Source organism: Stenotrophomonas sp. YJH_SMC_53 (assembly GCF_059369995.1).
Map to the genome: position 1 here is coordinate 203,920 of NZ_JCAFTF010000004.1, position 22,685 is coordinate 226,604.

Sequence of the window (22,685 nt, forward strand, 5' to 3'; positions counted from 1 at the left end):
AGGGTGGCAACCGCATGTGCAGTAGATCCACGCCATGCGTGGATATCGCCAACAGACGCCCAGGAATCATCCCTCTGCCGCACTCACCCGGATCGCCAACAACTCGCCCCCGCCCTGCAACGCGTGCCGCTGCCGTTCACCCGCTGACAGCCACGCGGTATCGCCGGCCTGCAGCGGCGGCAGGCCACTGTCGGCACCGAACTCGGCATGACCGGCCAACAGGTAAAGCGCCCAGGCAACACCTGGTTCGCAGAAGAAGAACATGCTGCCCACCAGTGGCCGGTGCAGGAGTTCGGCCTGCAGCAGGTCGCGCTTCCACATCAGGTTGAAGTCGTGGGTGGTGCCGTCGACCAGTTCGCCGTGCAGCGTTTCCTCGCCGGCAAAGCGCACGCGCCCGTGCGGCGGCAGGACTTCCGCCAGACGGCCATCCTCGAAACGAAGACGCACGCCATTGCCCTGCAGCAGCACCAGTTCGCGCTCCACGCCGGGGAAGGCGGAGAACGCCGCGTCCTGCTCGATCTCGGCCACCGACAGGCGCAGCGCCCAGTCATCCCCCTGCGCGGGCAGGCGCAGGATCTCGCGGGTCCAGCCCAGGCCGTTGCGCCAGCGTTCGCGGCGGTAGTCCAGGCGTGAGATGACCTGGCTCGGAGTGTGCAGCAGGGAGTCGACGTTCATCGGCGCATTGCATCACGCCGCGCGCCATCGTGCATCACCGCGTGGCGAGCGTGCCCTGGCCGCCGCACCCGCCGGCCAGCAGCTGCGAGTGTTTCAACCAGTCCTGGTCGGGGTAATAGGCGAACACCATCGTGCCGCCACGCAACGCATCGATCAGTGGCTTGGCCACCGACAGGCGCACCGCCGGGCAGCCCAGGCTGCGGCCCAGCCGCCCCTGCAGCTGCGCGGTGGCCGGGTTCACATACGGCGCGCCGTGGATGACGATCGCGCGATCGCGCGCGCGGTCATTGAAGCCCGGCTCCAGCCCGGCCAGGCGCAGCGAATAGCCGTTGCCGCCCATGTAGGTCTCCTGCGCGGTGAACGCGCCGAGGCTGGACATGAAACTGCCATCGCGGTTGGAGAAGTGCTCGGTGCGGTTCTCGCCGCTGTTGCGGCCATGCGCCACCCATTCCTCGAACAGCAGGCGCTGGTGGGCCAGGTCGAACACCCACAGGCGCGGCTCGGTGGACGGTCGCGAGTAATCGATAACGCTCAGTCGATCACCGTTGATGCCAAGCTCCGGCCGCTGCAACGCACAGCGCATGGCGTGCGCCGCCAGCTGCAACACGTGGCGGTCGGCCTTGGGCGCACTGCGCGACAGCAGGGCAGCCAGATCATCGGCACTGGTGGCGAGGGCGGGCGTCTGTGCCAGCGCCGGGGCGCTGGCGGAGGTCGCCAGCAGGCCGAACGCGGCCAGCCGGCACAGGCGGGATGCAGTCATGGGCACAACGAAGGGACTCAGTTGCCCTTGAGGGTGGACCCTGGCGGCTCGGATTCCAAGACCGGCTGCATTCCGGATTCAGCCGGGCTTGGGCGGACCGCCGGCAGCGAGGTGACCAGCAGGGTCGTGCCCGGCACCAGTACCTGGTACAGCTGGCGGGCGAACTCGGCCGGCAGCGCCATCGGCAGCGAGGGCGTGGCCAGCAGGTCCGGGGTGGCCCGGGCGCGGTCCTGGCCCAGCAACGGGTAGGCCGTCCACTGGTGCAGGCGCTGGTTCGCGTCCAGCGGGCTGGGCGTATCGCTGAAACCCTGCCCCATCACGAACAGGGTGGTGCCCTGGAAGGCCGGCAGCGCGTCGGCCTTCAGCGGCGACTCGCCGATCATCACGCCATCGCGCAGCACGTACAGGCGCTGGTCGTGCAGGCTGACCAGGATGCCGACCTGCCCGGTCGGCGCCGCGTTGTCGTTCCACCAGGCCTGTGCCGGCGCCCCACCCTCCGTCTCCGGCAGGACCTGGCCGCGTGCATTGACCGGTGCCAGCACCGACGGATAGGCCAGGGTCATCGGCGAGCTCTTGGCATCGGCCACCACGACGGTATCGCCGCGCTGGGTTTCGCTGAACAGCTTCTGCGCGAAGGCCTGCGGCAGGCGCACGCAGCCGTGCGAGGCCGGATGCCCGGGCAGGCTGCCGCCATGCAGGGCGATGCCGTCCCAGGTCAGCCGCTGCATGTACGGCATCGGCGCGCTGTTGTAGAGGTTGGACTTGTGGTCCTTGTCCTTCTGCAGGATGGTGAACACACCGGTCGGTGTCTCGTGCCCGGCCTTGCCCGAGCTGATCGTGGTCAGGCCGATGGCAATACCGTTGCGGTAGACGTAGGCACGCTGCTCATCGAGGCTGACCACCAGCACGATCGGGCCGGTCGGCGAGATTTCCGGATGCCACAGGTATTCGCCCGGCTTCAGGTCGGTCGGCCCGCGCACTTCGGCGGTGCCGGCAGTGGCAGCTGCGGGCTTGGCAGCCGGTGCCGGCGCAGCGGCATGGGCCAGCAGCGGCAGGGCCAGTGCCAGGGCGAGCATCAGGGTGGTGGGGCGGTGCGGAAGCATCCAGCGGGGGTCCTTTCCATGCGGTGCAGCCACCGTACACCATCGGCCCGTGGTGGCCGCGGCAAAACCAGGCGCCGGAAATGAAACTGCCCGGCGACACAGCCATGTGTCGTACCGGGCAATCGTTACGTCCTTGTCGGCCTGCTGCCGCCCCCTCGCATCCTGCGCTGTGGGGGCAGCGTTGCATCCTGCACGCGGCCGCGTCTGTCCTGTTTGTATCTCAGCCCCTTCCACAGGTCTGTGATGCCACCATCCTGGTGATTGGTGCCGCGTCCTGCGGCGGTCGGTGGTCACGGCCTTCCTGTCCGCGACCGCTGAACCAGCCTCCTGCCGGTTCCGACGATTCCTGCTGTCAGCGCCTGGGTACGGTCCGCACCGGTACCGATCCGGGTACCGGATCCGCCGGCAACAACCTGTTGCCTACGGTGATCCGCTGTCGATTCCGTTCGACGATCGCTTTCCCTATCCCCTTCACCTGCGCCAGGTCCTCGACGCGATGAAACGGGCCGTGTCTGCGCCGGTGCTCGACGATCGCCTCGGCCTTGGCGGCTCCGACCATCGTCAATCCCTGCTGCAGCGCCTGGGCATCGGCGCGGTTGATGTCGATCGGTTCGGCGGCATGCGCCCCAGCGATCCCCACTACCAGCACCAGTGCCCTCAACACGACACTCCAAGGCACGACGTGTATCTCCCTGTGATTCTGGCCGCCCCGACCGGCAATCCCGTCGGCAGGAACAGTGTCCGTCACCACATGTGCACAGCCTATCGGTTTCCCGGATTTCCGTAAGCCAGCCAAATACCCGACGTGATGTAGGAAAAACCCTACCCATGGCACAGGCGTAGAATGGCCGGATCAGCCCATGCAACCGGAGTTTCAGATGGACAGCGCCAAGCTCGGCCAATTCGTCAATGACAAGTGGGACAGCGAAATCGTCCCGCAGTTGGTCGACTACATCCGCATTCCCAACAAGTCGCCGATGTTCGACGCCAATTGGGTGCAGAACGGCTATATGGAACAGGCGGTCACCCTGATGGAGAACTGGGCCAGGGCCCAGCAGCTGCCCGGCCTGAAGGTTGAAGTGGTGCGCCTGGAAGGCCGCACGCCGCTGATCTTCCTGGAAATTCCAGCGACCGGCGCCGAAACCGGCGACGACACCATCCTGCTCTACGGCCATCTGGACAAGCAGCCGGAAATGACTGGCTGGGATGACGATCTCGGCCCGTGGACGCCGGTCCTTCGCGGCGACAAGCTGTATGGCCGCGGCGGTGCGGACGACGGCTACGCCATCTTCGGCTCGCTGGCCGCGGTGCTGGCGCTGCAGGCCCAGGGCCTGCCGCACGCCCGCTGCGTGGTGCTGATCGAGGCCTGCGAAGAGTCCGGCAGCTACGACCTGCCGGCCTACGTCGACCACCTGGCCGAGCGCATCGGCAAGCCCTCGCTGGTGGTCTGCCTGGATTCGGGCTGCGCCAACTACGACCAGCTGTGGTGCACCACCTCGCTGCGCGGCCTGACCGGCGGCAACTTCACCGTGAAGGTGCTCAACGAAGGCGTGCATTCCGGCGATGCCTCCGGCGTTGTGCCGTCCAGCTTCCGCCTGCTGCGCCAACTGCTGTCGCGCATCGAGGACCAGGACACCGGCCGTATCCTGATCGACGGCATGAACGTCGAAATCCCCGCCGAGCGCCAGGAACAGGCCAGGCGCGCTGCCGAAGTGGTCGATACCGAGATCTTCGAGAAGTTCCCCATGGTCGACGGCCTGCGTCCGATGAACGAGGACCTGACCGAGCTGGTGCTCAACCGCACCTGGCGCCCGGCGCTGTCGGTCACCGGCGTGGGCGGCATGCCGCCGCTGGAATCGGCCGGCAACGTGCTGCGCCCGCAGACCTCGGTGAAGCTGTCGCTGCGCCTGCCACCAACCGCCGATGGCAAGACCTGCGGCGAGCTGCTGAAGGAAGCGCTGCTGCGCGACCCGCCGAACGGCGCGCAGGTCACCCTGGACCTGGAAAAGGCCTCCACCGGCTGGAACGCCCCGGCCATGGCGCCTTGGCTGACCCAGGCCATCGACGATGCCAGCCAGGCCTTCTTCGGCAAGCCGGCAATGTACATGGGCGAAGGCGGCTCGATCCCGTTCATGGGCATGCTCGGTGAGAAGTTCCCGGGTGCGCAGTTCATGATTACCGGCGTGCTCGGGCCACACTCCAATGCGCACGGCCCGAATGAGTTCCTGCACATCCCGATGGGCAAGAAGGTCACCGCCTGCGTGTCCAAGGTGATCAGCGAGCACTACGCCGCCAGCCTGCGTGGCGAGACCAGCGGTTCGCCGGTGGCTGCCGACAGCGGCACCCGTCACGGCGACCACGGCTGCTGCTGATCCGGCACCGGTGACGGACGCAGCCTGGCCTTGCTAGGCTGCGTCCACACTCAAGCGGAATCCGCGCGCATGAATGGTCTGTTCGGCAGCAGCAGCTGGTTGTACATCCTGCTGGTCGGCTTCTTCGTCGGCCTGCTCGGGCGTTTCTTCATGCCCGGCAACAACCGCATGGGCTGCCTGCTGACCATCGTGCTGGGCATCCTCGGTGCGCTGCTGGCCGGTTGGTTCGGCCAGTACATGGGCTGGTACGCCCCCGGCGAACCGGCCGGTTTCCTCGGTGCGGTGGTGGGCGCGGTGGCCGTGCTGGCCGTCCTGCGCCTGTTCAGCGGTCGCCGCTGACCCCGTCCCCCTTCCCTTCCTGTTCCCGACGTTGGCGCGCCCGGCGCGCCCGGATATGCCCGCATGACCGAACCCGCCTCCGATCCCCAGCGCAGCGCGCGGCGCCTGCAGTGGGCCCGTACCCAGCTCGACGATGCCAGCGCGGTGGTGGAGCGCGCTTCGGTCGATGCCGGCATGCGCAGCTACTGGCGCACCACCAGCACCCGTGGCAGCCACATCGTGATGGACGCCCCACCGGGGCTGGAAGATCCGCGGCCGTGGCTGCGCATGCGCGGCCTGCTGCACGACCACGGCCTGCGCGTGCCCGCGCTGTTGGCACAGGACCTGGAGGCCGGCTTTCTGCTGCTGGAAGATCTCGGCGGTCCGACCCTGGCCAGGATCCTCGACGCGCGCAATGCCGATGAATGGTTTGGCCGCTCGATCGAACAGCTGCTGCGCCTGCAGGCGATTGCGGTGCCAGCCGACTTCGGCCAGTTCGGCGAGGCGCTGCTGCAACGCGATGCCGGGCTGTTCGACGAATGGTTCCTGCAGCGGCACCTGAACCTGGAACTGGACTGCGGTGAGCTCGAGGGGCTGCAGCTGGTGCATCGCCGGTTGATGGACAACGCGCTGGGCCAGGCCCAGCTGATGACCCACCGCGATTACATGCCGCGCAACCTGATGCCGGTCGACGACGGCCCCGCGGTGCTGGATTTCCAGGACCTGGTGCGTGGCCCGATCGCCTACGACGCGGTGAGCCTGTTCAAGGACGCCTTCCTGAGCTGGCCGCTGCAGCGCGTTGACGAGTGGCTGGCGCAGTACCACGAACGCGCGCGCGACGCCGGCCTGCCGGTGCCCGACCGCGCCACCTTCCTGCGCGATGCCGACTGGATGGGCATCCAGCGCCACGTGAAGATCCTCGGCCTGTTCTGCCGCCTGCGCTACCGCGACAACAAGGGCCATTACCTGGACGACGCACCGCGCTTCATCGGCTATCTGGATGAAGTGCTGCCACGCTATCGCGAGCTGGCCCCCCTGCAGCAGTTGCTGGAAAACCGCATCAAGCCGGCGCTGGCCGACCTGGGCGCACCAATGCGCGTGGCCCGATGAAGGCGCTGGTGTTTGCCGCCGGGCTCGGCGAGCGCATGCGCCCGCTGACCCTGCACACACCCAAGCCGCTGCTGGAAGTGGCCGGCAAGCCGTTGATCGTCTGGCACCTGGAACGCCTGGCGGCGCTCGGCGTGCGCGAGGTAGTGGTCAACACCGCGTGGCTGGCCGAGCAGTTCCCGGCGACGCTGGGTGATGGCAGCCAGTGGGGCCTGCGTCTGCATTTCCTTTACGAAGGGCAGACCCCGCTGGAAACCGGCGGCGGCATCCTCAACGCATTGCCGGTGCTGGGCGATGCCCCGTTCCTGGTGGTGAACGGCGATATCTGGACCGATTTCGATTTCGCCACGCTGCCGCGCGAGCCGCAGGGCCAGGCACACCTGGTGCTGGTCGACAATCCGGCGCAACACCCCGACGGTGACTACCGACTCGATGCGCAGGGCCTGCTGCACCACGACCGCGCAGGGCCGTGCCTGACCTATGCCGGCATCGGCGTGTATCGCCCCTCCATCGTGGCCGACTGGCGCACGGTGATCGGCGATGCGCCGGGTAGCGAGCGTGTTCCGCCGAAGTTCTCGGTGGTGCCGCTGCAGAAGCATTTCATGGCGCAGGGGTTGATGACGGGGCAGCACCATCGCGGGCGTTGGACCGATGTCGGGACCGTGGATCGGCTGCGCGCGCTGGATGTGGAGTTGGCAGCGAGCGGCTGAGCCCCTCGTGGTTGGTCGCGTAAAGCGGATCGCGTGCTTGGCCGGGCGGGTGGGCCATGCAGGGGACGCTGCAAGTACGTCCCTGTAAGCTCGATGGCGCCATCCATGGCGCCAACGCCCCTGCATGGCCCACCCGCCCGGCCTCTGACAGTTTCCGTGGGCGTCCAGCCACGGAAGAAAGGAAAGAAAAGCAAAAGCGGGTCGCTTCGCTGCGCTTGCTCTGATGTCGACCAAGGTCGACACCCACCACAAGCAAGACACGTGTCGACCATGGTCGACACCCACCAACAGCAGTGCAGTACGCAGTCCCGGCAGATCGCGGGAACCTGTCGAAGGCGGGGTGGCTCAGGTTGCGGGGGCGTGAGCGCCATGGATGGCGCGATCGAGGCTACATGGACGTACTTGCGCCGTCCCCCGCAACCTGAGCCACCCTGCCTCCCCTCAGGAAGCCAGCCTTTGACGTTGACGTTGACGTTGCTTCGGCTTCGGCGGGTGCAGGGCGCAGCCCTGCAAACAAACCCCACCCTCAGTAACGAGGCCGGCCTTCTTCCAGCACCTGGCGCAGGAACGGCACGGTGATCCGCCGCTTCGCCGCCAGCGATTCGCGGTCCAGCCAGTCCAGCAGGGTGATCAATCCACCCAGTTCGCGACCGGTGTGCGACAGCAGCCACTCGATGGCCGCTTCGTCGATGGCCAGGCCACGTCGCAGTGCACGCTCGCGCAGCACCGCAGCACGACCTTCCTCATCCAGCGGCTGCAGCAGCACGCGCACGCACTGGCCCAGGCGCGAACGCAGGTCCGGCAGCACCAGGCCCAGCTCGCCCGGTGCCTTCTGCGCCGTGTACAGCACGGTCACACCTGCAGCGCGCGCGCGGTTGTGGAAATCAAACAGCGCGATCTCGTCCTCGCGATTGCCGGCAACCTCGTCCAGTCCGTCCAGCGCCACCAGTTCGCGTGCGTCCAGCCCATCCAGCGCTGCACGGACACGGCCTGCTGCGCTGGCCAGTGGCACGTACGTCGGCAGGCGCCCGGCCTGCTCGGCGCTGGAGCACATCGCCAGCGCCTGGTGGGTCTTGCCGGTTCCCGCCGCACCTTCCAGGTAGACCCAGTCGTGGCTGGCACCAACCGCGATCGCGCGCAGCTGCGCCAGCGCGCCGTCCGGCGCGCCGATGAAGGTCTCCAGGCGCTGGTCCCGCGGGTAATGCAGGGCCAGCGGCAGTTGCGGCACACCCATCACTTCAGGTCGGGGCCCTTGTCGTTCGGAACGATGATATGGGGGGCGTCCACTACGCCATCAAGCACGATCGCCGGCTTCTCACCCACGTACAGCTCGCTCTGGCGGTAGCGCTGATGCGCATAGCGCAGCAGCACGTTGGTCACCGCCGCCACCGGCAGCGCCAGCAGCATGCCGAGGAAGCCGAACAGCTGGCCGCCGGCCATCACCGCAAAGATCACTGCCACCGGGTGCAGGCCGATCTTGTCGCCGACGATACGCGGGGTCAGCACGTAGCTTTCCAGCAGCTGGCCCACGGTGAACACCACGCCCACCAGGATCAGCAGCTTCAGGTCGAAGCCCTGCGCCTGCACCAGTGCCGCGATCACCGCCATCAGCACGCCAGTGGTCGCGCCCAGGTATGGGATGAAGCTGATGAGGCCGGCAATCAGGCCGATCAGCAGGCCCAGCTTGAGGCCGACCAGCGACAGGCCGCCGGCATAGATCACGCCCAGCGCCAGCATCACCAGGAACTGTCCGCGGATGAACGCCCCCAGCACTTCGTTGGACTCACGCGCCAACGCGCTGATGGTGCCGATGTGGTTGCGCGGAATCACCGACGCCACCCGCTCGACCAGCTTGTCCCAGTCGCGCAGGAAGTAGAACGCCAGGATCGGCAGCAGCAGGATGTTGACCACCCAGGTCACCATCGCAAAGCCCGAACGCGAGACGTAGCCCATGAATGTGGTGGCGAAGCCGCCGGCCTGCTGCCAGTGGCTGCGCACCCATTCGATCAGGCGGTCCGGATCCAGCCACTGCATCACTTCCAGGCCGGTCTTCTGCTCGAACCAGGGGATCCCCTTCTCCATCAGCCACGCCTGTGCCTGCGGCGCGACCGCAATCAGGGTGGTGATCTGGCGCTCGATCATCGGCACCAGTACCAGCAGCAGCGCCACGATCACCAGCACCATCGCAGCGAACACCAGCACCACGCCGGTCATGCGCGAACGGCCGGTGGCCTCGATGCGGTCCACCAGCGGATCGCCCAGCCACGCCAGCGCCAGCGCCAGCACGAACGGGGTCAGGATCGGTGCCAGCAGCCACACCACCCAGCCGACCAGGCCGGCGAACAGGATGTACTTCAGGCGGCGCAGGAACTGCGCGATTTCGGCTTCCGGGGTCAGGGTCATCGCAAGCGGTACTCGTTGCTGACCGGCGCGGCCACCGGGGCACCGGTGGTGTCATCGATCGGGGTCGGCAGGGCCGGCAGCGTCGCGCTGGGCACCAGCACGCCATTGTCGCCCAGCATGCGGTTGAAGCCGGCCAGGCCGGTGGTCATCTCCAGGCTCAGCTCCAGCTGGCCGGCCGAAGCGTGCAGCGGGGTGACGTTGCGCACCACCGGCACCTCGCGCAGGCCGGCGGCAAGGCGCAGGTAATCGTCGGCACTGTTGATGCCGGTGACCACCACGCGGTAGGTCCCGGCCTGACCGACGGCGGCACCCGCCTTGGCATAGCGCTTGACCAGCGCGTCGGCGGCGCCATCGGCACCGGCGGCCATCGCACGCATGGCGTTGGCGTCCTTGCTGGTCCACTTGTTCAGCTCGCGGCCGTTGTCGACGAACACCCAGTCCGCCTGCCAGCCGCCGTTGGCGCGGTAGAGCTTGCCGATCAGCTGCATCGGCGGCGAGTAGCGCGACGAGGCGCGGGCCACGGCGGCACTGTCCTGGCGCCAGATGGCACCGGCCAGCGCCTGTTCGGCGGCACCGCCGCTGGGCAGGCCCAGCTTGTAACCCCGCTCGATGGCGCGGTTCAGCAGCGGGCGGGCGGCGTTGGCCTGCTGCACGCTGACCAGGCGCGGGCCACTGCCGTCGTCGACGGCCAACCACACCACCGGTTTCGGCCGCGGCTGCGGCCACAGCGGCAGGCCCAGCGCCGAGACCAGCGAGTCGACGTCATCCTCGCGGAAGCGGGCCACCAGCAGGGTCCTGAAGCTCGGCGCGCCGCTGGCGCCCACGCTCTGGTCCTGCTTGTAGTCGTAGCTGGCCACGTAGTCCTTGGCGTTGCGCAGCGCCTGCACCACGCCGGGGCGGGACATCACGTTGCGGTCGCCGGACAGTTTGCCCAGCACCACGCTCAGGGCACGGGCCAGGGCGCCGTTGCGATCAGCTTCGGCCTGGCTATTGACGGGCACTTCGGCCTCGTACGCACCCGAGGCGGTGGCAACATCTCCCTCGGTGCGCAGGCCGCTCTGGGCCATCGTGGCCACCGGCAGGCTCAGTGCAAGGAGCAGGGTCAGAATCAGGCTGCGGCGCATCAGGACATCCATTGGCTCGACGAATCCGGGGGAATTGTTGCCCGAATACGGCCTTTGCGCCAATGCGGCCTGTTAAAATCGCCCGTTCAACCCCTGCCAGCGCCGACGCCCGTGACCAACACCCCGTCTTCCGCCCCCTCCCCCCTCACCTACCGTGACGCGGGTGTCGACATCGACGCCGGCAACGCGCTGGTCGAGCGGATCAAGCCCCTGGTCAAGCGCAGCTTCCGCCCGGAAGTGATGGGCGGCCTGGGCGGCTTCGGCGCCCTGTTCGACCTGTCCAACAAGTACCGCGAGCCGGTGCTGGTGTCGGGTACCGACGGCGTGGGCACCAAGCTGAAGCTGGCCCATCAGCTGAACCGCCACGATACGATCGGCATCGACCTGGTCGCGATGTGCGTGAACGACGTGCTGGTGCAGGGCGCCGAGCCGCTGTTCTTCCTGGACTACTTCGCCACCGGCAAGCTGGACGTCGATACCGCCGCGGCGGTGGTGGGCGGCATCGCCAACGGCTGCACCGAGGCCGGCTGCGCGCTGATCGGCGGTGAAACCGCTGAAATGCCCGACATGTACGCCCCGGGCGAGTACGATCTGGCCGGCTTCACGGTGGCTGCGGTCGAGAAGAGCGAGCTGAAGGACGGCGCCAGCGTGGCCGCCGGCGACGTGCTGATCGGCATCGCCTCGTCCGGCCCGCATTCCAACGGCTACTCGCTGGTGCGCCGCATCTACGACCGCGCCGGCCGCCCGGCCGATCTGGAACTGGAAGGTGGCGTGAAGCTGGTCGACGCGCTGATGGCACCGACCCGCCTGTACGTGAAGCCGATCCTGTCGCTGCTGAAGTCGCACGGCGATGCCATCCACGGCATGGCCCACATCACCGGTGGCGGCCTGACCGAGAACATCATCCGCGTGGTGCCCGATGGCCTAGGCCTGGACATCCAGGCCTCGTCCTGGACCCTGCCGCCAGTGTTCCAGTGGCTGCAGAAGGAAGGCGCGGTCGCCGACAGCGAGATGTGGCGCACCTTCAACTGCGGCATCGGCTTCGTGCTGATCGTGGCAGCGGACCAGGTCGCTGCCGTGTCCGAGGCGGTCCAAGCCCAGGGCCTGGACCACTGGACCATCGGCCAGGTGGTCACCGCCGAAGGCGCCGAACGCGTCCGCATCGGCTGAACCCGACCCCGAGGAGCCCGCATGGACGCAACGCCCCCCCTGGCACCCACCCCGGTACCGCCGCCGTTGGCGGCCGCGCCGGTCTTCAGCAGGCAGGACGCCGACCACCTACGCGCGCTGTCCATCGCGCACTATGTGTTCGGTGGCCTGATCGCGCTGCTCTCGCTGTTTTTCATTCTGTACATCGTGCTCGGCATCAGTGCGCTGAGCGGCCATCTGCCGATGAACTCCGGGGGCCAGCCCTCGTCGCCGGCCGAACAGCGCCTGTTCGGCTGGGTGTTCACGGTGCTGGGGACCGTGTTCGTCGCCGGTGGCCTGGGCATGGCCGCATTCGTCATCCAGGCCGGACGCTGCCTGGCCCAGCGTCGTCGCCACCTGCTGTGCCTGATCGTGGCCGGCCTGCTCTGCCTGTGCGCGCCGCTGGGCACCGTTCTGGGGGTATTCACCCTGGTTACGCTGCTGCGCCCGCAGGTCAAGGCCGCCTTCGATGCAAGTGGTGCAACGACATGACGACACCTGGCGCACCACCGCCGCTACCACAGCAGACCCTGGCGCAGCTGCAGCTGGCCAGCCACCTGCAGACGCTGAAGGTGCTGTTCTACGCGCTGGCGGTTTTCCACTGGATGGCCGCGCTGGCGTTCCTCGGTTTCATCGGCCTGGTCGCCAGCTCACGCGGGCTGGCCGATGGCGCGGTACTGGCCACGGTGTACGGGGTCATTTCGCTGCTGGCGGCCGCGCTTGGCGTCGTGCAGCTGCACACCGCACGCCTGCTGTCGCGCCGCACCGGGCTGGCCTGGTGCCAGCGCGCGGCCTGGCTGGCGGTACTGGCTGGCCCGCTGGGCATGGCCCTGGCCGCCTATGCCTGGGTGTTCCTGTCCAAGCCTGACATGGCCGCACTGTTCGACCGCGGCGACCATCTCAGCGTCTGAGCTTGCCGGCAGACGCCCCCCTTCCTGATTGACTCCCCATGTCCGCGCCTGCCCTCTCCACGACCGCCTCGCCTGCCGCTTCCCGTTTCACGGGCCCCAAGAAGCTGGCCTTCGCCGCCGTGCTGGCGGTGTTCGCGATCAGCTGGATCCACCCGCTGTGGCCCACCGAGCAGGCCCTGCACAGCACCCTGACAGTGATCGGGCTGGCCGCACTGCTATGGGTCGATCGCCGGGGTGGCTGGCTGGGCAACGGTGCCTTCATCGCGATCTGCGGCTTCATTGCACTGCACTGCGTGGCTGCGCGCTGGCTGTACTCGAACGTGCCCTACGACGCATGGGCGCAGGCGCTGACCGGCTGGTCGCCGAATGCGGCGTTTGGCTGGCAGCGTAATCATTTCGACCGGCTTATCCACTTCCTGTTCGGCGTCTGCTTCACGCCTGCGCTGCTGCAGCTGGCACGCCATGCCTGGCCGGCGCTGCGCCGCGGCCAGGCTTTCACCCTGGCGGTGATGGCAGTGATGTGCGCCAGCCTGGTCTACGAGTGGTTCGAGTGGGCCATCGCGCTGGCCCTGTCGCCGGACGCCGCCGAGGCCTACAACGGGCAGCAGGGCGACATGTGGGACGCCCATGCCGACATGCTGCTGGCGACCGTGGGCAGCCTGCTGAGCTGGCCGTTGATCCGCCGGAGTGCCGCGCAATGACCGCGCCCACCCGCATCGCGGTGCTCGCCTCTGGGCGCGGCAGCAACCTGCAGGCCATCCTCGATGCCATCGCGGCCGGGCGCCTGCCCGCCGAGGTCGTCGGCGTGTTCTCCGACCGCCCGGCCGCCGCCGCGCTGCAACGGGTCGGCGCCAGCCTGCGCTGGGCACATGCGCCGAAGGAATTCGACGACCGCGCCGCCTACGAGCAGGCCTTGGGCGATGCACTGGCCGCGGCCGCGCCGGACTGGATCGTCTGCGCCGGCTACATGCGCATTCTCGGCGCCGCCTTCGTGCAGCGCTTCAATGGCCGCCTGGTCAACATCCACCCCTCCCTGCTGCCACTGCACAAAGGGTTGGATACGCATGCGCGGGCTTTGGACGCCGGCGATGCCGAGCACGGGGCCAGCGTGCATCTGGTCGTTCCCGAACTGGATGCCGGCGCCGTGCTGGCCCAGGTACGGGTACCGGTGATGCCCGGCGATGACGCCGACAGCCTGGCCGCGCGCGTGCTGGCGGTGGAGCATCCCCTGTTGATCGCCACCCTCCAGCTGCTGTGCGCCGGCCGCCTGACTGAACGGGAGGGGCAGCCGCACCTGGACGGTCACCCCCTGTTTAGCCCACTGGCCCTAGATTCCGCCGGGAACCTGAACCGGTAACGCCCACGCACACGCCCCGCTGACTGCGGGGCTGGCATCCTGCCCCCCTCCTGCAGCTCCTGTCCTCCATGAAGACCACGACCCTGCTGTCCACTTCATTGCTGCTGTCGCTTGTCGTGCTTCCCGGCGTGGGTTGGGGCCAGGTGCAAGCGCCTGCGGCCCCTGCGCAGCCGGCGCCTGCAGTCCAACCGCCTGCGGAACCGGCCGTGCCGATGCCGCCGGCGCTGGCCTGGGAGCCGCCGCCGCTGCAGCCGTTCACCGCGACCTACCAGGCCTTCTACAAAGGCAAGGAGGCCGGCGACGCCAGCATGCAGGTCACCCACACCGGCGGCAACCAGTGGCGGGTGGACATGCAGGTGGTGGGCCGCCGCGGCTTTGCCAGCGTGCTGGGCCTGAACATCGAACAGAGCACGGTGTTCGAAGAGCGCAGCGGCGTCTATGCGCCGCTCAGCCAGAGCACGGTACGCAAGGGCCTGTTCCTGGGCAAGAAGGCGGTCGGCACGTACAACTGGCAGGCCGGCACCGCGCAGTGGAGCGGCGACGTCAAGAAGGAACGTGCGCAACCGATCCCGCTGCAGCCGGGCGACCAGAGCGCGCTGCTGATCAATCTGGCGATCATGCGTGATGCCCGCCCGGGCGCCACCATGCATTACCGCTACGTGGACATGGGCAAGGTCCGCCAGCACGACTACCAGGCCGCGCCGCAGACCGAGAACGTCGAGGTCGGCGACCTGTCCTACAACGCGCTGCGGGTCTACCGGACCAACGGCGGCAACAACGAAACCATCCTCTGGATCGCCAACGGTGTCCCCACCCCGGTGCGCATCCTGCAACGCGAAGACGGCGAAGACCGCGTCGATCTGCGCCTGATCGAATACCAAGGAGTCTGAGCATGAGCACCCTGACCCGCCCCCTCACCTGGATCGCTGCAGCCGCACTGTCGGTGGCCAGCCTGCCGGCCATGGCCCTGCAGCCATTCAAGGCCGATTACCTGGCCAGCTACATGGGCATGCAGGCCAATGGCAGCATGACGCTGAGCAGCGAGGGAGCCAACAAGTGGCGCTACACGCTGCAGGTGAAGAACCAGCTGGCCGACCTGAGCCAGAGCACCGTGTTCGAAGAGGTGCGCGGCCAGTTGCGCCCGCTCAGCAGCCAGGACCGTTCGGCACTGCTGGTGAAGAAGCGCAATGTGCAGGCCAACTACAACTGGACCAGCAACCAGGCCACCTGGACCGGCGACATCAAGCCGGACCGTGCGGGTCCCATCGCGTTGAAGACGGGCGACATGGACGCGCTGCTGATCAATCTGGCGATCGCCCGCGACCTGGCCGCCGGCAAGCCGCTGACCTATCGCATGGTCGACGAAGGCCGCATCAAGAACATGACCTACCGCGTGATCGGCAAGGAATCGATCACCGTGGGCGGCAAGAGCTACGAGGCCACCAAGGTCTCGCGTGCCGACGGCAACAAGGAGCTGATCGCCTGGATCGTGCCGGAATTCCCGGTGCCGGCGCGCATGCTGCAGCGTGAGAGCGGCCGCGATGCGCTGGACCTGACCATCAAGGCGATGAACTGAGCGCCCGGGGTCGGATCCCTTCCCAACGGGAAGGGCTCTGACCCCGACAGCGACCCGGCGCCTTCATCCACGCATGGCGTGGATCTACCGTAAAAAAACGCCCGCTTTCGCGGGCGTTGTTCTTACTTCTTTTGCTCGGCCGCGGCCGGCTTGAACTCGGTGCGGCAGTCCACGCGGATCTGTTCGCCGGTGCTGCGCCAGACGAAGGTGCGGCAATGGCGGTTGCCGTCCTGGCTGTCGTTCACCGCGACCGCGTAGAACGATTCGATGATCTCGTCACGCGAGACCGTGCCGTCGCCATTCCAGTCCATGTCCTTCTGCTCGATGCCCTGGGTGATGGCGATGTTGGCGTACCAGGCATAGCCCAGCCACGCCAGCACGATCAGCACCAGGGCCAGCAGCGCCTTGCGGCGCGGGCTGAACTTGCCGCGCAGGATCATGGCACGCGCCGGATGGTGGCGCCGAGCGAAGACAGCTTCTCTTCGATGTTCTCGTAGCCACGATCAAGGTGGTAGATGCGGTCGATGGTGGTCTCGCCGCTGGCCATCAGGCCGGCCAGGATCAGCGAGGCCGAGGCACGCAGGTCGGTGGCCATTACCGGCGCACCGCTCAGGGTCTCGCTGCCACGCACGATGGCGGTGTGGCCTTCGACCTGGATGTCCGCGCCCAGGCGCAGCAGTTCGTTGACGTGCATGAAACGGTTCTCGAAGATCGTTTCGTTGATCACGCCGACGCCGTCGGCCACGCAGTTGAGCGCCATGAACTGCGCCTGCATGTCGGTCGGGAATGCGGGGTACGGCGCGGTGGTCAGGTTGACCGCCTTCGGCCGCTTGCCCTGCATGTCCAGGGTGATGGTGTCTTCGGTGGTCTCGATCTTCGCACCGGCCTCGACCAGCTTGGACAGCACCGCGTCCATGGTGTTCGGGCGCGCACGGTTGACCGTGACCTTGCCGCCGGTCATCGCCGCAGCGACCAGGAAGGTACCGGTTTCGATGCGGTCGGGCAGCACTTCGTGGCGGCCGCCGGACAGGCGCTCGACGCCTTCAATGACCAGGCGGGCAGTGCCCAGGCCTTCGATCTTCGCGCCCAGCGCGATCAGGCAATGCGCCAGATCGGTCACTTCCGGTTCCATCGCGCAGTTGTCGAGGATGGTGGTGCCTTCGGCCAGCACCGCGCCCATCAGCACGTTTTCGGTGCCGGTGACGCTGACCATGTCGAAGGTGAAATGGCCGCCCTTCAGCCGCTTGGCAGTGGCCTTGATGAAGCCGTTCTCGACCACGATCTCGGCACCCAGCGCCTGCAGGCCCTTGATGTGCTGGTCGACCGGACGCGAACCGATCGCGCAGCCGCCGGGCAGCGACACTTCCGCCGCGCCGAAGCGGGCCAGCAGCGGGCCCAGCACCAGGATCGAAGCGCGCATGGTCTTGACCAGCTCGTACGGTGCCACGTGCTGGTTGACCGAACGCGGGTCGACCACGATCGCGCTGCCACGCGACAGCGTGCCCTGGTCGATGGTGACCTTGGCGCCCAGCTCGCCCAGCAGCTTCACCGTGGTGACCACGTCGTGCAGGTGCGGCACGTTGGTGATCTCCACCGGCTCATCGGCCAGCAGGGTCGCGCAGAGGATGGGGAGGACGGCGTTCTTGGCGCCGGAGATGCTCACTTCACCGTGCAGCGCAGCGCCGCCGGTCACAACGATCTTGGCCATGTATTCGGGATCTTCTGCGGTTCAGCCGGCTTCGGCCGGGGTCACGGTTTTCAGCGCCAGCGCGTGGATCGCGCCGCCCATCAGGTCGCCCAGCGTGGCATAGACCATGCGGTGGCGGGCCAGCGGCATCTTGCCGGCGAACGCCTCGCAGACCACGGTCGCTTCGAAATGCACGCCATCATCGCCCTGCACGTCGGCGCGGGCGCCAGGCAGGCCGGTTTCGATCAGATTGCGGATGGTGTCGGCGTCCAACGGGCTTTCCTAATAAAATGTGCCTCCATTCTACTTCCGCTGCGTGGCGTCCGCATGGCCGAATCCCTGTTGCCCCCCCGTTCCGTCGACCCTGCCGGCCTGGTCGCCAGTGGCCGCCGCGTGTTCGAGATCGAGCGGCAGGCGCTGGATGCCGTCGCCGACCGCCTTGGCGAGGCCTTCCAGCAGGCCTGCGATGCGATCCTGGCCAGCCGCGGCCGGGTGGTCGCCACCGGCATGGGCAAATCCGGCCACATTGCCCGCAAGATCGCCGCCACCCTGGCCTCCACCGGCACACCGGCGTTCTACGTGCATCCCGGCGAAGCCGGCCACGGCGACCTGGGCATGATCACCGAAGCCGACGTGGTGCTGGCCCTGTCCTATTCGGGCGAGTCCGATGAGGTGCTGATGCTGCTGCCTGTGCTCAAGCGCCAGGGCAACGTGCTGATTTCCATGACCGGCCGCCCGCAGTCGAGCCTGGCCACGGCCGCCGACATCCACCTGGATGTGAGCGTGCCGGCCGAGGCCTGCCCGCTGGCGCTGGCGCCGACCTCCAGCACCACCGCCTCGCTGGCGATGGGCGATGCGCTGGCCGTAGCCCTGCTTGACGCGCGCGGCTTCACCGCCGACGACTTCGCCCGCTCGCACCCGGCCGGCAGCCTCGGCCGTCGCCTGCTGCTGCACATCACCGATGTCATGCACACCGGCGAGGACCTGCCCAGCGTGGGCGCCGATGCCAGCCTCAGCGAGGCGCTGGTGGAAATGAGCCGCAAGCGGCTCGGCATGACCGCCGTGGTCGACGCCGATGGCGTGCTGATCGGCCTGTTCACCGACGGCGACCTGCGCCGGGCGCTGGACAGCGCGCTGGACGTGCGCACCGCGAAGATCGCCGATGTGATGACCCGCAACCCGCGCACCATCGGTGCCGACCAGCTGGCCGTAGAGGCCGCGCGGCAGATGGAGACCCAGAAAATCAACGGCCTGATCGTGGTCGATGGCCAGGGCCGTGCGGTCGGCGCCCTGAACATTCATGACCTGTTGCGGGCCCGGGTGGTTTAACCGACAGTCCGTAGACCCCATTCAGTCTGTAATGCCCCACCTGCCCCCACCGAGCCTGATCGCCTGATGCCCTGGTCCCCGCTGCCCGCGTTCCCCGCCCACCTGCATGCCGCTGCGGCCCGCGTCCGCCTGGCCTGCTTCGACGTGGACGGTACCCTCACCGACGGTCGGCTGTACTACGACAAGGACGGCAACGAGAGCAAGGCGTACTTCGTGCAGGACGGTCTGGGCCTGAAACTGCTGCAGCAGCACGGCATCCACCCCGTGCTGATCACCGCGCGCAACAGCCAGTCCGCGCTCAAGCGCGGCGCCGACCTCGGCATCGACACCCAGATCGCCGTGGGCGACAAGCTGGCCAGCGTGCAGACGCTGTGCGCACAGCATGGCATCGGCCTGGAGCAGGTGGCCTTCATGGGCGACGACCTGCCGGACCTGGCGCCGCTGGGCGCGGTCGGCCTGGCGGTGGCGCCAGCCAACGCCCACCCGTGGATCGCCGAGCGCGTGCACTGGCAGACCCGCGCCGATGGCGGACGTGGCGCCGCCCGTGAACTGTGCGACATCCTGCTGGCCGCCCAGGGCCATGTGGACGCGGTGCTGGCGAGGTTCGGCGCATGAACCTGCCCACCCTGAACTGGCGCACCGTGCTCGGCATCGGCCTGCTGCTGGCGGCCCTGCTCAGCAGCTGGGCGGCCCTGCGCAACCGCGACAAGGGCCCGGCCACTGCCGGCCAGGACGCCGGCGTGGACTACATCCTGCACGACTTCCAGATCGTCGCGCTGGATGAGCAGGGCAAGGAATCGACCACCCTGCGCGCACCGCGGCTGGAACGCCAGCGTGGCGACCAGACCATCAACATCGCCACCCCACTGTTCGAGATGCCGGACAAGGATGGCAAGCACTGGACCCTGCGCGCCGAGACCGGCTGGCTCAGCGCCAAGGGCGACGAAATGAAGCTGCGTGGCAATGTCGCTGGCGACAGCCCGGCCGATCCCGGCGTGGTGCCGACCACTTTCCGCACCGACCACCTGGACGTGTTCCCGAAGGAGAACCGTGCCCGCACCGATGCGCGGGTCACCATGACCCGCCCCGGCATGGAACAGTCCGGCGTTGGCTTCGAGGTGGATTCCAAGAACAACACGTATCATTTCCTCAGCCAGTCCAAGGGCCGCTACACGCCCCGACGCTGATTCCGCCGCCCTCCTGCGACGTCCCCGGACCGGCGCAAGGACGGCAGCCCACCCACCCGCCGCCGGTTTTCCGGACGGCCCCACCGGTAGAACGGACCCCGATGAAGATTCCCTTTGCAGCCGTACTCGCGCTCGGTTTCCTTGTTCCCAGCGCTGCCTTTGCCAAGTCCACCGACCGCAACGAGAACATGAACATCGAATCCGGCGCCCAGTCGGGCGTGCTGACCGGCGACGGCAAGACCGTACTGTCGCAGGGGGTGACCGTCACCCAGGGCACGCTGGACCTCCGCTCGTCCGAAGCCGAGATCTACCTGAAGGATGGCGAAGCCGTGCGTGCGGTGTTCACCGGCAAGCAGGCCACGATGAAGCAGCAGCTCGACGATGGCACCTGGATGGACGCGGTGGCCGATCGCATCGACTACGACATCAAGACCGAGATCATCACCCTGACCGGCAACTACAAGGTCACCAGTGCGCGCGGCACCAATGCCGGCCAGCGCATGGTCTACAACACCCGCACCGGGGAGATGAACTCCGGTGGTGATGGCAGCCGTGTGCGCACCGTCATTCCGCCGAAGAACAAGAACGCGGCAGCACAGCCGGCCGCCGCACCCAAGGCAGCGGCTCCGGCCAGCACGCCGGCCAAGCCGGCGGGGAGCAAGAAGTAATGCTCGTCGCCAAGGGCCTGCGCAAGCGCTACAAGCAGCGCGAAGTCGTCAAGGACTTCGGGCTGACCCTCGACGCCGGTGAAGTGGTCGGTTTGCTCGGCCCCAACGGTGCCGGCAAGACCACCTGTTTCTACATGATCGTCGGCCTGGTCGCCGCCGATGCAGGCAGCATCGTGCTCGACGGCAAGGACATCACCAGCGACCCGATGTACACCCGTGCCAAGCAGGGCGTGGGCTACCTGCCGCAGGAGCCGTCGGTGTTCCGCAAGCTGACCGTGGCCGACAACCTCCGCCTGGTGCTTGAACTGCGCGAAGACCTGGATTCGGCCGGCCGCGAACGCGAATTGAACAGCCTGCTCGACGAGCTGCAGCTGGGCCATGTCGCCGACCAGCTCGGTGCCAGCCTGTCCGGTGGCGAACGTCGTCGCTGCGAGATCGCCCGCGCACTGGCCGCGCAGCCGCGTCTGATCCTGCTCGACGAACCGTTTGCCGGTGTCGACCCGATCTCGGTGGGCGAAATCCAGCGCATCGTCACCCATCTCAAGCAGCGTGGCATCGGCGTGCTGATCACCGACCACAACGTGCGCGAGACCTTGGGAATCTGCGACCGCGCGTATATCCTCGCCGAGGGCACGGTGCTGGCCCAGGGTTCGCCGGAGGCGATCCTGGACAACGCTGACGTACGTCGCGTCTACCTTGGGGATTCCTTCAAGCTGTGACCGCAGGTGCTGGGTCCCTTTCCTTCCGTTCGGCACAGGCATGAAGACTCGGCTGCAGACATCGTTGGGACAGCAGCTGGTGCTCACCCCCCAGCTGCAGCAGGCGATCAAGCTGCTGCAGATGTCCACGACCGAGCTGGAGCTTGAAATCGCCCAGGCCGTGGAAAGCAATCCGCTGCTGGACTGGGCCGACAGCAACGACAGCAGTGCCGCCAATGAAGGCGGCGACAACACGGACGCCGATACGCCGGCCGAACGCACCGACAATGGCGACGACTGGGCACCGGCCGAGCTCGACTGGAGCGCTGCCGGCAGTGGCGGCAGCTTCGACGATGATGATGACACCGGCAGCGCCGCCGAGCGCGTGGCCGAAACCGAGACGCTGGCCGACCACCTGCTGTGGCAGCTGCACCTGTCGCATCTTTCCATGCATGACCGCAGCATCGGCGCTGCGCTGATCGATGCGTTGGACGATGACGGTTACCTGCGCGAACCGCTGGCCACCATCGCCGAAACCCTGCTGCCGTCGGTCCATGCCGATGAGGATGAAATCCTTGCGGTGCTGCATCGCATCCAGCGCTTCGACCCGGTCGGCGTTGCCGCGCGCACGCTCGGCGAATGCCTGCAGCTGCAGCTGGATGTGTTGCCTGGCGACACCGCGGGCCTGGCGCTGGCGCGGCAGATTGCCGCAGGCCCGCTGGAACGGCTGCCACGCAGTGGCGTCGCCGGTCTGGCCCATGAACTGAAACAGCCGCTGGACGAGGTCGAGGCAGCGGTCGCCCTGCTGCGCTCGCTGGACCCGCGTCCAGGGACTCAGATCGCGCCGCTTTCGCAGGATACCTACGTGGTGCCCGACGTGGTGGTGTGGCGGCAGAACGGCATCTGGCGCGCGGCGCTGGCCGCCCATGCCGGGCCAAAGGTGGTGATCCACCGTGGCTACGAACAGCTGATCCGCCGCTGTGGCGAGGCCGACGCCGGCTACCTGCGTGGCCAGCTGCAGGAGGCGCGCTGGCTGCTGAAGGGCCTGCAGCAGCGCGGTGAAACCCTGCTGCGAGTGGTGCGCAGCCTGATCCACCAGCAGGCCGGTTTCCTCGAGTTCGGCGAACAGGCGCTGCGTCCGCTGACCCTGCGCGAGATCGCCGCCGAACTGGGCCTGCACGAGTCGACGGTGTCGCGCGCGATCGCCCGCAAGCATGTGCGCACGCCGCGCGGCACGCTGCCGCTGCGTGCCTTCTTTGCCTCGGGCATCGATACCGAAGGCGGTGGCGAGGCGTCCAGCACCGCCATCCAGGCGATGATCCGGCGCCTGATCGACGACGAAAACCCGCGCAAGCCGCTTTCTGACGCCAAGCTGGCTGACCTGCTCAAATCGTCGGGAATTCCAGTAGCGCGACGCACCGTGGCGAAGTATCGTGAAGCCATGAACATCTCCGCCTCGCACGAAAGGGTCAGAATCGCTTGACGCGCCGCCGCGCCCGGCGGAGAGGTTCA

The 22,685-nt window shown here is 67.8% G+C and carries 27 protein-coding genes; 17 read left to right on the top strand and 10 right to left on the bottom strand.

Annotated elements, in window-relative coordinates; genetic code table 11:
* Positions 1-66 precede the first annotated feature (66 nt).
* The 4 genes from AC5P7X_RS08075 to AC5P7X_RS08090 form a co-directional block, all read right to left on the bottom strand.
* Complete coding sequence (locus tag AC5P7X_RS08075; RefSeq protein ID WP_329841439.1) at positions 67-675, bottom strand: HutD/Ves family protein; 609 nt, start codon at positions 673-675, stop codon at positions 67-69.
* Between the two features lie 34 nt (positions 676-709).
* Positions 710-1,435: a murein L,D-transpeptidase catalytic domain family protein gene (locus AC5P7X_RS08080; protein ID WP_010483599.1), complete on the bottom strand. Its 726-nt coding sequence runs from the start codon at positions 1,433-1,435 to the stop codon at positions 710-712.
* A gap of 17 nt (positions 1,436-1,452) precedes the next feature.
* Entirely contained in the window at positions 1,453-2,538 is a 1,086-nt protein-coding gene (locus tag AC5P7X_RS08085) for a L,D-transpeptidase (RefSeq protein WP_053496834.1), read from the bottom strand.
* A gap of 352 nt (positions 2,539-2,890) precedes the next feature.
* Entirely contained in the window at positions 2,891-3,217 is a 327-nt protein-coding gene (locus tag AC5P7X_RS08090) for a ComEA family DNA-binding protein (protein WP_032953992.1), read from the bottom strand.
* 199 nt (positions 3,218-3,416) lie between these two features.
* Here AC5P7X_RS08090 and AC5P7X_RS08095 point away from each other — a divergent pair, with 199 nt between their 5' ends.
* From AC5P7X_RS08095 to murU, 4 genes are all read left to right on the top strand, one after another.
* Positions 3,417-4,910, top strand: a complete 1,494-nt coding sequence (locus tag AC5P7X_RS08095; protein WP_053496832.1) for a M20 family metallopeptidase — start codon at positions 3,417-3,419, stop codon at positions 4,908-4,910.
* A 69-nt stretch (positions 4,911-4,979) separates the two neighbouring features.
* Positions 4,980-5,249 (top strand): GlsB/YeaQ/YmgE family stress response membrane protein, encoded by a 270-nt coding sequence (locus AC5P7X_RS08100; protein WP_005415577.1) that lies wholly within the window; start codon positions 4,980-4,982, stop codon positions 5,247-5,249.
* 63 nt (positions 5,250-5,312) lie between these two features.
* On the top strand, positions 5,313-6,338 hold the full coding sequence (locus tag AC5P7X_RS08105; RefSeq protein ID WP_065177936.1) for an aminoglycoside phosphotransferase family protein: 1,026 nt from the start codon (positions 5,313-5,315) through the stop codon (positions 6,336-6,338).
* On the top strand, positions 6,335-7,045 hold the full coding sequence (gene murU, locus AC5P7X_RS08110) for an N-acetylmuramate alpha-1-phosphate uridylyltransferase MurU (RefSeq protein ID WP_329841435.1): 711 nt from the start codon (positions 6,335-6,337) through the stop codon (positions 7,043-7,045). The genes AC5P7X_RS08105 and murU overlap by 4 nt, the downstream gene beginning before the upstream one ends.
* Before the next feature lie 526 nt (positions 7,046-7,571).
* Here the strand turns inward: murU and hda are convergent.
* The 3 genes from hda to AC5P7X_RS08125 are packed head-to-tail and all read right to left on the bottom strand — an operon-like array spanning position 7,572 to position 10,584.
* Positions 7,572-8,279, bottom strand: a complete 708-nt coding sequence (hda, locus tag AC5P7X_RS08115) for a DnaA regulatory inactivator Hda (protein ID WP_053500213.1) — start codon at positions 8,277-8,279, stop codon at positions 7,572-7,574.
* Complete coding sequence (locus AC5P7X_RS08120; RefSeq protein ID WP_053500214.1) at positions 8,279-9,448, bottom strand: AI-2E family transporter; 1,170 nt, start codon at positions 9,446-9,448, stop codon at positions 8,279-8,281. The genes hda and AC5P7X_RS08120 overlap by 1 nt, the downstream gene beginning before the upstream one ends.
* Positions 9,445-10,584, bottom strand: a complete 1,140-nt coding sequence (locus AC5P7X_RS08125) for a DUF2066 domain-containing protein (protein WP_032953985.1) — start codon at positions 10,582-10,584, stop codon at positions 9,445-9,447. Before AC5P7X_RS08125 ends, AC5P7X_RS08120 begins: the two co-directional genes overlap by 4 nt.
* A gap of 99 nt (positions 10,585-10,683) precedes the next feature.
* Between AC5P7X_RS08125 and purM the strand changes: the two genes are divergently transcribed.
* The 7 genes from purM to AC5P7X_RS08160 all read left to right on the top strand — a co-directional run bounded on the left by purM (position 10,684) and on the right by AC5P7X_RS08160 (position 15,604).
* Positions 10,684-11,742 carry a phosphoribosylformylglycinamidine cyclo-ligase gene (gene purM, locus AC5P7X_RS08130; RefSeq protein ID WP_111175579.1) on the top strand — a complete coding sequence of 353 codons (1,059 nt, stop codon included), beginning with the start codon at positions 10,684-10,686 and terminating at the stop codon, positions 11,740-11,742.
* Between the two features lie 21 nt (positions 11,743-11,763).
* A complete protein-coding gene (locus AC5P7X_RS08135) occupies positions 11,764-12,252 on the top strand; it encodes a hypothetical protein (RefSeq protein WP_053500217.1) in 489 nt (162 codons plus the stop codon).
* Complete coding sequence (locus tag AC5P7X_RS08140) at positions 12,249-12,671, top strand: hypothetical protein (RefSeq protein WP_329841429.1); 423 nt, start codon at positions 12,249-12,251, stop codon at positions 12,669-12,671. The genes AC5P7X_RS08135 and AC5P7X_RS08140 overlap by 4 nt, the downstream gene beginning before the upstream one ends.
* A gap of 38 nt (positions 12,672-12,709) precedes the next feature.
* Entirely contained in the window at positions 12,710-13,372 is a 663-nt protein-coding gene (locus AC5P7X_RS08145; protein WP_005415568.1) for a DUF2238 domain-containing protein, read from the top strand.
* The gene (gene purN / locus AC5P7X_RS08150; RefSeq protein WP_065185831.1) at positions 13,369-14,028 is read left to right on the top strand and encodes a phosphoribosylglycinamide formyltransferase; all 660 of its coding nucleotides are present in this window, start codon (positions 13,369-13,371) and stop codon (positions 14,026-14,028) included. Before AC5P7X_RS08145 ends, purN begins: the two co-directional genes overlap by 4 nt.
* A gap of 68 nt (positions 14,029-14,096) precedes the next feature.
* Positions 14,097-14,918: a DUF3108 domain-containing protein gene (locus tag AC5P7X_RS08155; RefSeq protein WP_005415566.1), complete on the top strand. Its 822-nt coding sequence runs from the start codon at positions 14,097-14,099 to the stop codon at positions 14,916-14,918.
* 2 nt (positions 14,919-14,920) lie between these two features.
* Positions 14,921-15,604 carry a DUF3108 domain-containing protein gene (locus AC5P7X_RS08160; RefSeq protein ID WP_005415565.1) on the top strand — a complete coding sequence of 228 codons (684 nt, stop codon included), beginning with the start codon at positions 14,921-14,923 and terminating at the stop codon, positions 15,602-15,604.
* Positions 15,605-15,726: 122 nt separating this feature from the next.
* On the opposite strand, the gene AC5P7X_RS08165 is transcribed toward AC5P7X_RS08160, so the two are convergent.
* The 3 genes from AC5P7X_RS08165 to AC5P7X_RS08175 are packed head-to-tail and all read right to left on the bottom strand — an operon-like array spanning position 15,727 to position 17,564.
* Complete coding sequence (locus tag AC5P7X_RS08165) at positions 15,727-16,044, bottom strand: hypothetical protein (RefSeq protein WP_053500219.1); 318 nt, start codon at positions 16,042-16,044, stop codon at positions 15,727-15,729.
* On the bottom strand, positions 16,041-17,312 hold the full coding sequence (gene murA / locus AC5P7X_RS08170; RefSeq protein ID WP_005415563.1) for a UDP-N-acetylglucosamine 1-carboxyvinyltransferase: 1,272 nt from the start codon (positions 17,310-17,312) through the stop codon (positions 16,041-16,043). The genes AC5P7X_RS08165 and murA overlap by 4 nt, the downstream gene beginning before the upstream one ends.
* 21 nt (positions 17,313-17,333) lie before the next feature.
* Positions 17,334-17,564 (bottom strand): BolA family protein, encoded by a 231-nt coding sequence (locus tag AC5P7X_RS08175; protein WP_005408396.1) that lies wholly within the window; start codon positions 17,562-17,564, stop codon positions 17,334-17,336.
* A gap of 54 nt (positions 17,565-17,618) precedes the next feature.
* Here AC5P7X_RS08175 and AC5P7X_RS08180 point away from each other — a divergent pair, with 54 nt between their 5' ends.
* From AC5P7X_RS08180 to AC5P7X_RS08205, 6 genes are all read left to right on the top strand, one after another.
* A complete protein-coding gene (locus tag AC5P7X_RS08180; RefSeq protein ID WP_329841426.1) occupies positions 17,619-18,620 on the top strand; it encodes a KpsF/GutQ family sugar-phosphate isomerase in 1,002 nt (333 codons plus the stop codon).
* A gap of 66 nt (positions 18,621-18,686) precedes the next feature.
* Positions 18,687-19,235, top strand: a complete 549-nt coding sequence (locus AC5P7X_RS08185) for a KdsC family phosphatase (RefSeq protein ID WP_065177942.1) — start codon at positions 18,687-18,689, stop codon at positions 19,233-19,235.
* Complete coding sequence (gene lptC / locus AC5P7X_RS08190; protein ID WP_005415560.1) at positions 19,232-19,807, top strand: LPS export ABC transporter periplasmic protein LptC; 576 nt, start codon at positions 19,232-19,234, stop codon at positions 19,805-19,807. Before AC5P7X_RS08185 ends, lptC begins: the two co-directional genes overlap by 4 nt.
* A 101-nt stretch (positions 19,808-19,908) precedes the next feature.
* Positions 19,909-20,475 carry a lipopolysaccharide transport periplasmic protein LptA gene (gene lptA, locus AC5P7X_RS08195; RefSeq protein ID WP_495214714.1) on the top strand — a complete coding sequence of 189 codons (567 nt, stop codon included), beginning with the start codon at positions 19,909-19,911 and terminating at the stop codon, positions 20,473-20,475.
* The gene (lptB, locus tag AC5P7X_RS08200; RefSeq protein WP_005415558.1) at positions 20,475-21,194 is read left to right on the top strand and encodes an LPS export ABC transporter ATP-binding protein; all 720 of its coding nucleotides are present in this window, start codon (positions 20,475-20,477) and stop codon (positions 21,192-21,194) included. The genes lptA and lptB overlap by 1 nt, the downstream gene beginning before the upstream one ends.
* 40 nt (positions 21,195-21,234) lie before the next feature.
* Entirely contained in the window at positions 21,235-22,656 is a 1,422-nt protein-coding gene (locus tag AC5P7X_RS08205; protein WP_495214715.1) for an RNA polymerase factor sigma-54, read from the top strand.
* Positions 22,657-22,685 lie beyond the last annotated feature (29 nt).

Bases quoted from the DNA above. Each gene is read 5' to 3' on its own strand.
- lptA (WP_495214714.1), top strand. From the start codon at position 19,909: ATGAAGATTCCCTTTGCAGCCGTACTCGCGCTCGGTTTCCTTGTTCCC.
- AC5P7X_RS08155 (WP_005415566.1), top strand. From the start codon at position 14,097: ATGAAGACCACGACCCTGCTGTCCACTTCATTGCTGCTGTCGCTTGTC.
- AC5P7X_RS08100 (WP_005415577.1), top strand. From the start codon at position 4,980: ATGAATGGTCTGTTCGGCAGCAGCAGCTGGTTGTACATCCTGCTGGTC.
- AC5P7X_RS08165 (WP_053500219.1), bottom strand. From the start codon at position 16,044: ATGATCCTGCGCGGCAAGTTCAGCCCGCGCCGCAAGGCGCTGCTGGCC.
- AC5P7X_RS08095 (WP_053496832.1), top strand. From the start codon at position 3,417: ATGGACAGCGCCAAGCTCGGCCAATTCGTCAATGACAAGTGGGACAGC.
- AC5P7X_RS08145 (WP_005415568.1), top strand. From the start codon at position 12,710: ATGTCCGCGCCTGCCCTCTCCACGACCGCCTCGCCTGCCGCTTCCCGT.
- AC5P7X_RS08125 (WP_032953985.1), bottom strand. From the start codon at position 10,584: ATGGATGTCCTGATGCGCCGCAGCCTGATTCTGACCCTGCTCCTTGCA.
- AC5P7X_RS08185 (WP_065177942.1), top strand. From the start codon at position 18,687: ATGCCCTGGTCCCCGCTGCCCGCGTTCCCCGCCCACCTGCATGCCGCT.
- AC5P7X_RS08080 (WP_010483599.1), bottom strand. From the start codon at position 1,435: ATGACTGCATCCCGCCTGTGCCGGCTGGCCGCGTTCGGCCTGCTGGCG.
- lptC (WP_005415560.1), top strand. From the start codon at position 19,232: ATGAACCTGCCCACCCTGAACTGGCGCACCGTGCTCGGCATCGGCCTG.
- AC5P7X_RS08085 (WP_053496834.1), bottom strand. From the start codon at position 2,538: ATGCTTCCGCACCGCCCCACCACCCTGATGCTCGCCCTGGCACTGGCC.
- AC5P7X_RS08140 (WP_329841429.1), top strand. From the start codon at position 12,249: ATGACGACACCTGGCGCACCACCGCCGCTACCACAGCAGACCCTGGCG.
- AC5P7X_RS08105 (WP_065177936.1), top strand. From the start codon at position 5,313: ATGACCGAACCCGCCTCCGATCCCCAGCGCAGCGCGCGGCGCCTGCAG.
- AC5P7X_RS08120 (WP_053500214.1), bottom strand. From the start codon at position 9,448: ATGACCCTGACCCCGGAAGCCGAAATCGCGCAGTTCCTGCGCCGCCTG.
- AC5P7X_RS08135 (WP_053500217.1), top strand. From the start codon at position 11,764: ATGGACGCAACGCCCCCCCTGGCACCCACCCCGGTACCGCCGCCGTTG.
- AC5P7X_RS08160 (WP_005415565.1), top strand. From the start codon at position 14,921: ATGAGCACCCTGACCCGCCCCCTCACCTGGATCGCTGCAGCCGCACTG.
- AC5P7X_RS08205 (WP_495214715.1), top strand. From the start codon at position 21,235: ATGAAGACTCGGCTGCAGACATCGTTGGGACAGCAGCTGGTGCTCACC.
- AC5P7X_RS08075 (WP_329841439.1), bottom strand. From the start codon at position 675: ATGAACGTCGACTCCCTGCTGCACACTCCGAGCCAGGTCATCTCACGC.
- murA (WP_005415563.1), bottom strand. From the start codon at position 17,312: ATGGCCAAGATCGTTGTGACCGGCGGCGCTGCGCTGCACGGTGAAGTG.
- AC5P7X_RS08180 (WP_329841426.1), top strand. From the start codon at position 17,619: ATGGCCGAATCCCTGTTGCCCCCCCGTTCCGTCGACCCTGCCGGCCTG.
- lptB (WP_005415558.1), top strand. From the start codon at position 20,475: ATGCTCGTCGCCAAGGGCCTGCGCAAGCGCTACAAGCAGCGCGAAGTC.
- hda (WP_053500213.1), bottom strand. From the start codon at position 8,279: ATGGGTGTGCCGCAACTGCCGCTGGCCCTGCATTACCCGCGGGACCAG.
- purN (WP_065185831.1), top strand. From the start codon at position 13,369: ATGACCGCGCCCACCCGCATCGCGGTGCTCGCCTCTGGGCGCGGCAGC.
- murU (WP_329841435.1), top strand. From the start codon at position 6,335: ATGAAGGCGCTGGTGTTTGCCGCCGGGCTCGGCGAGCGCATGCGCCCG.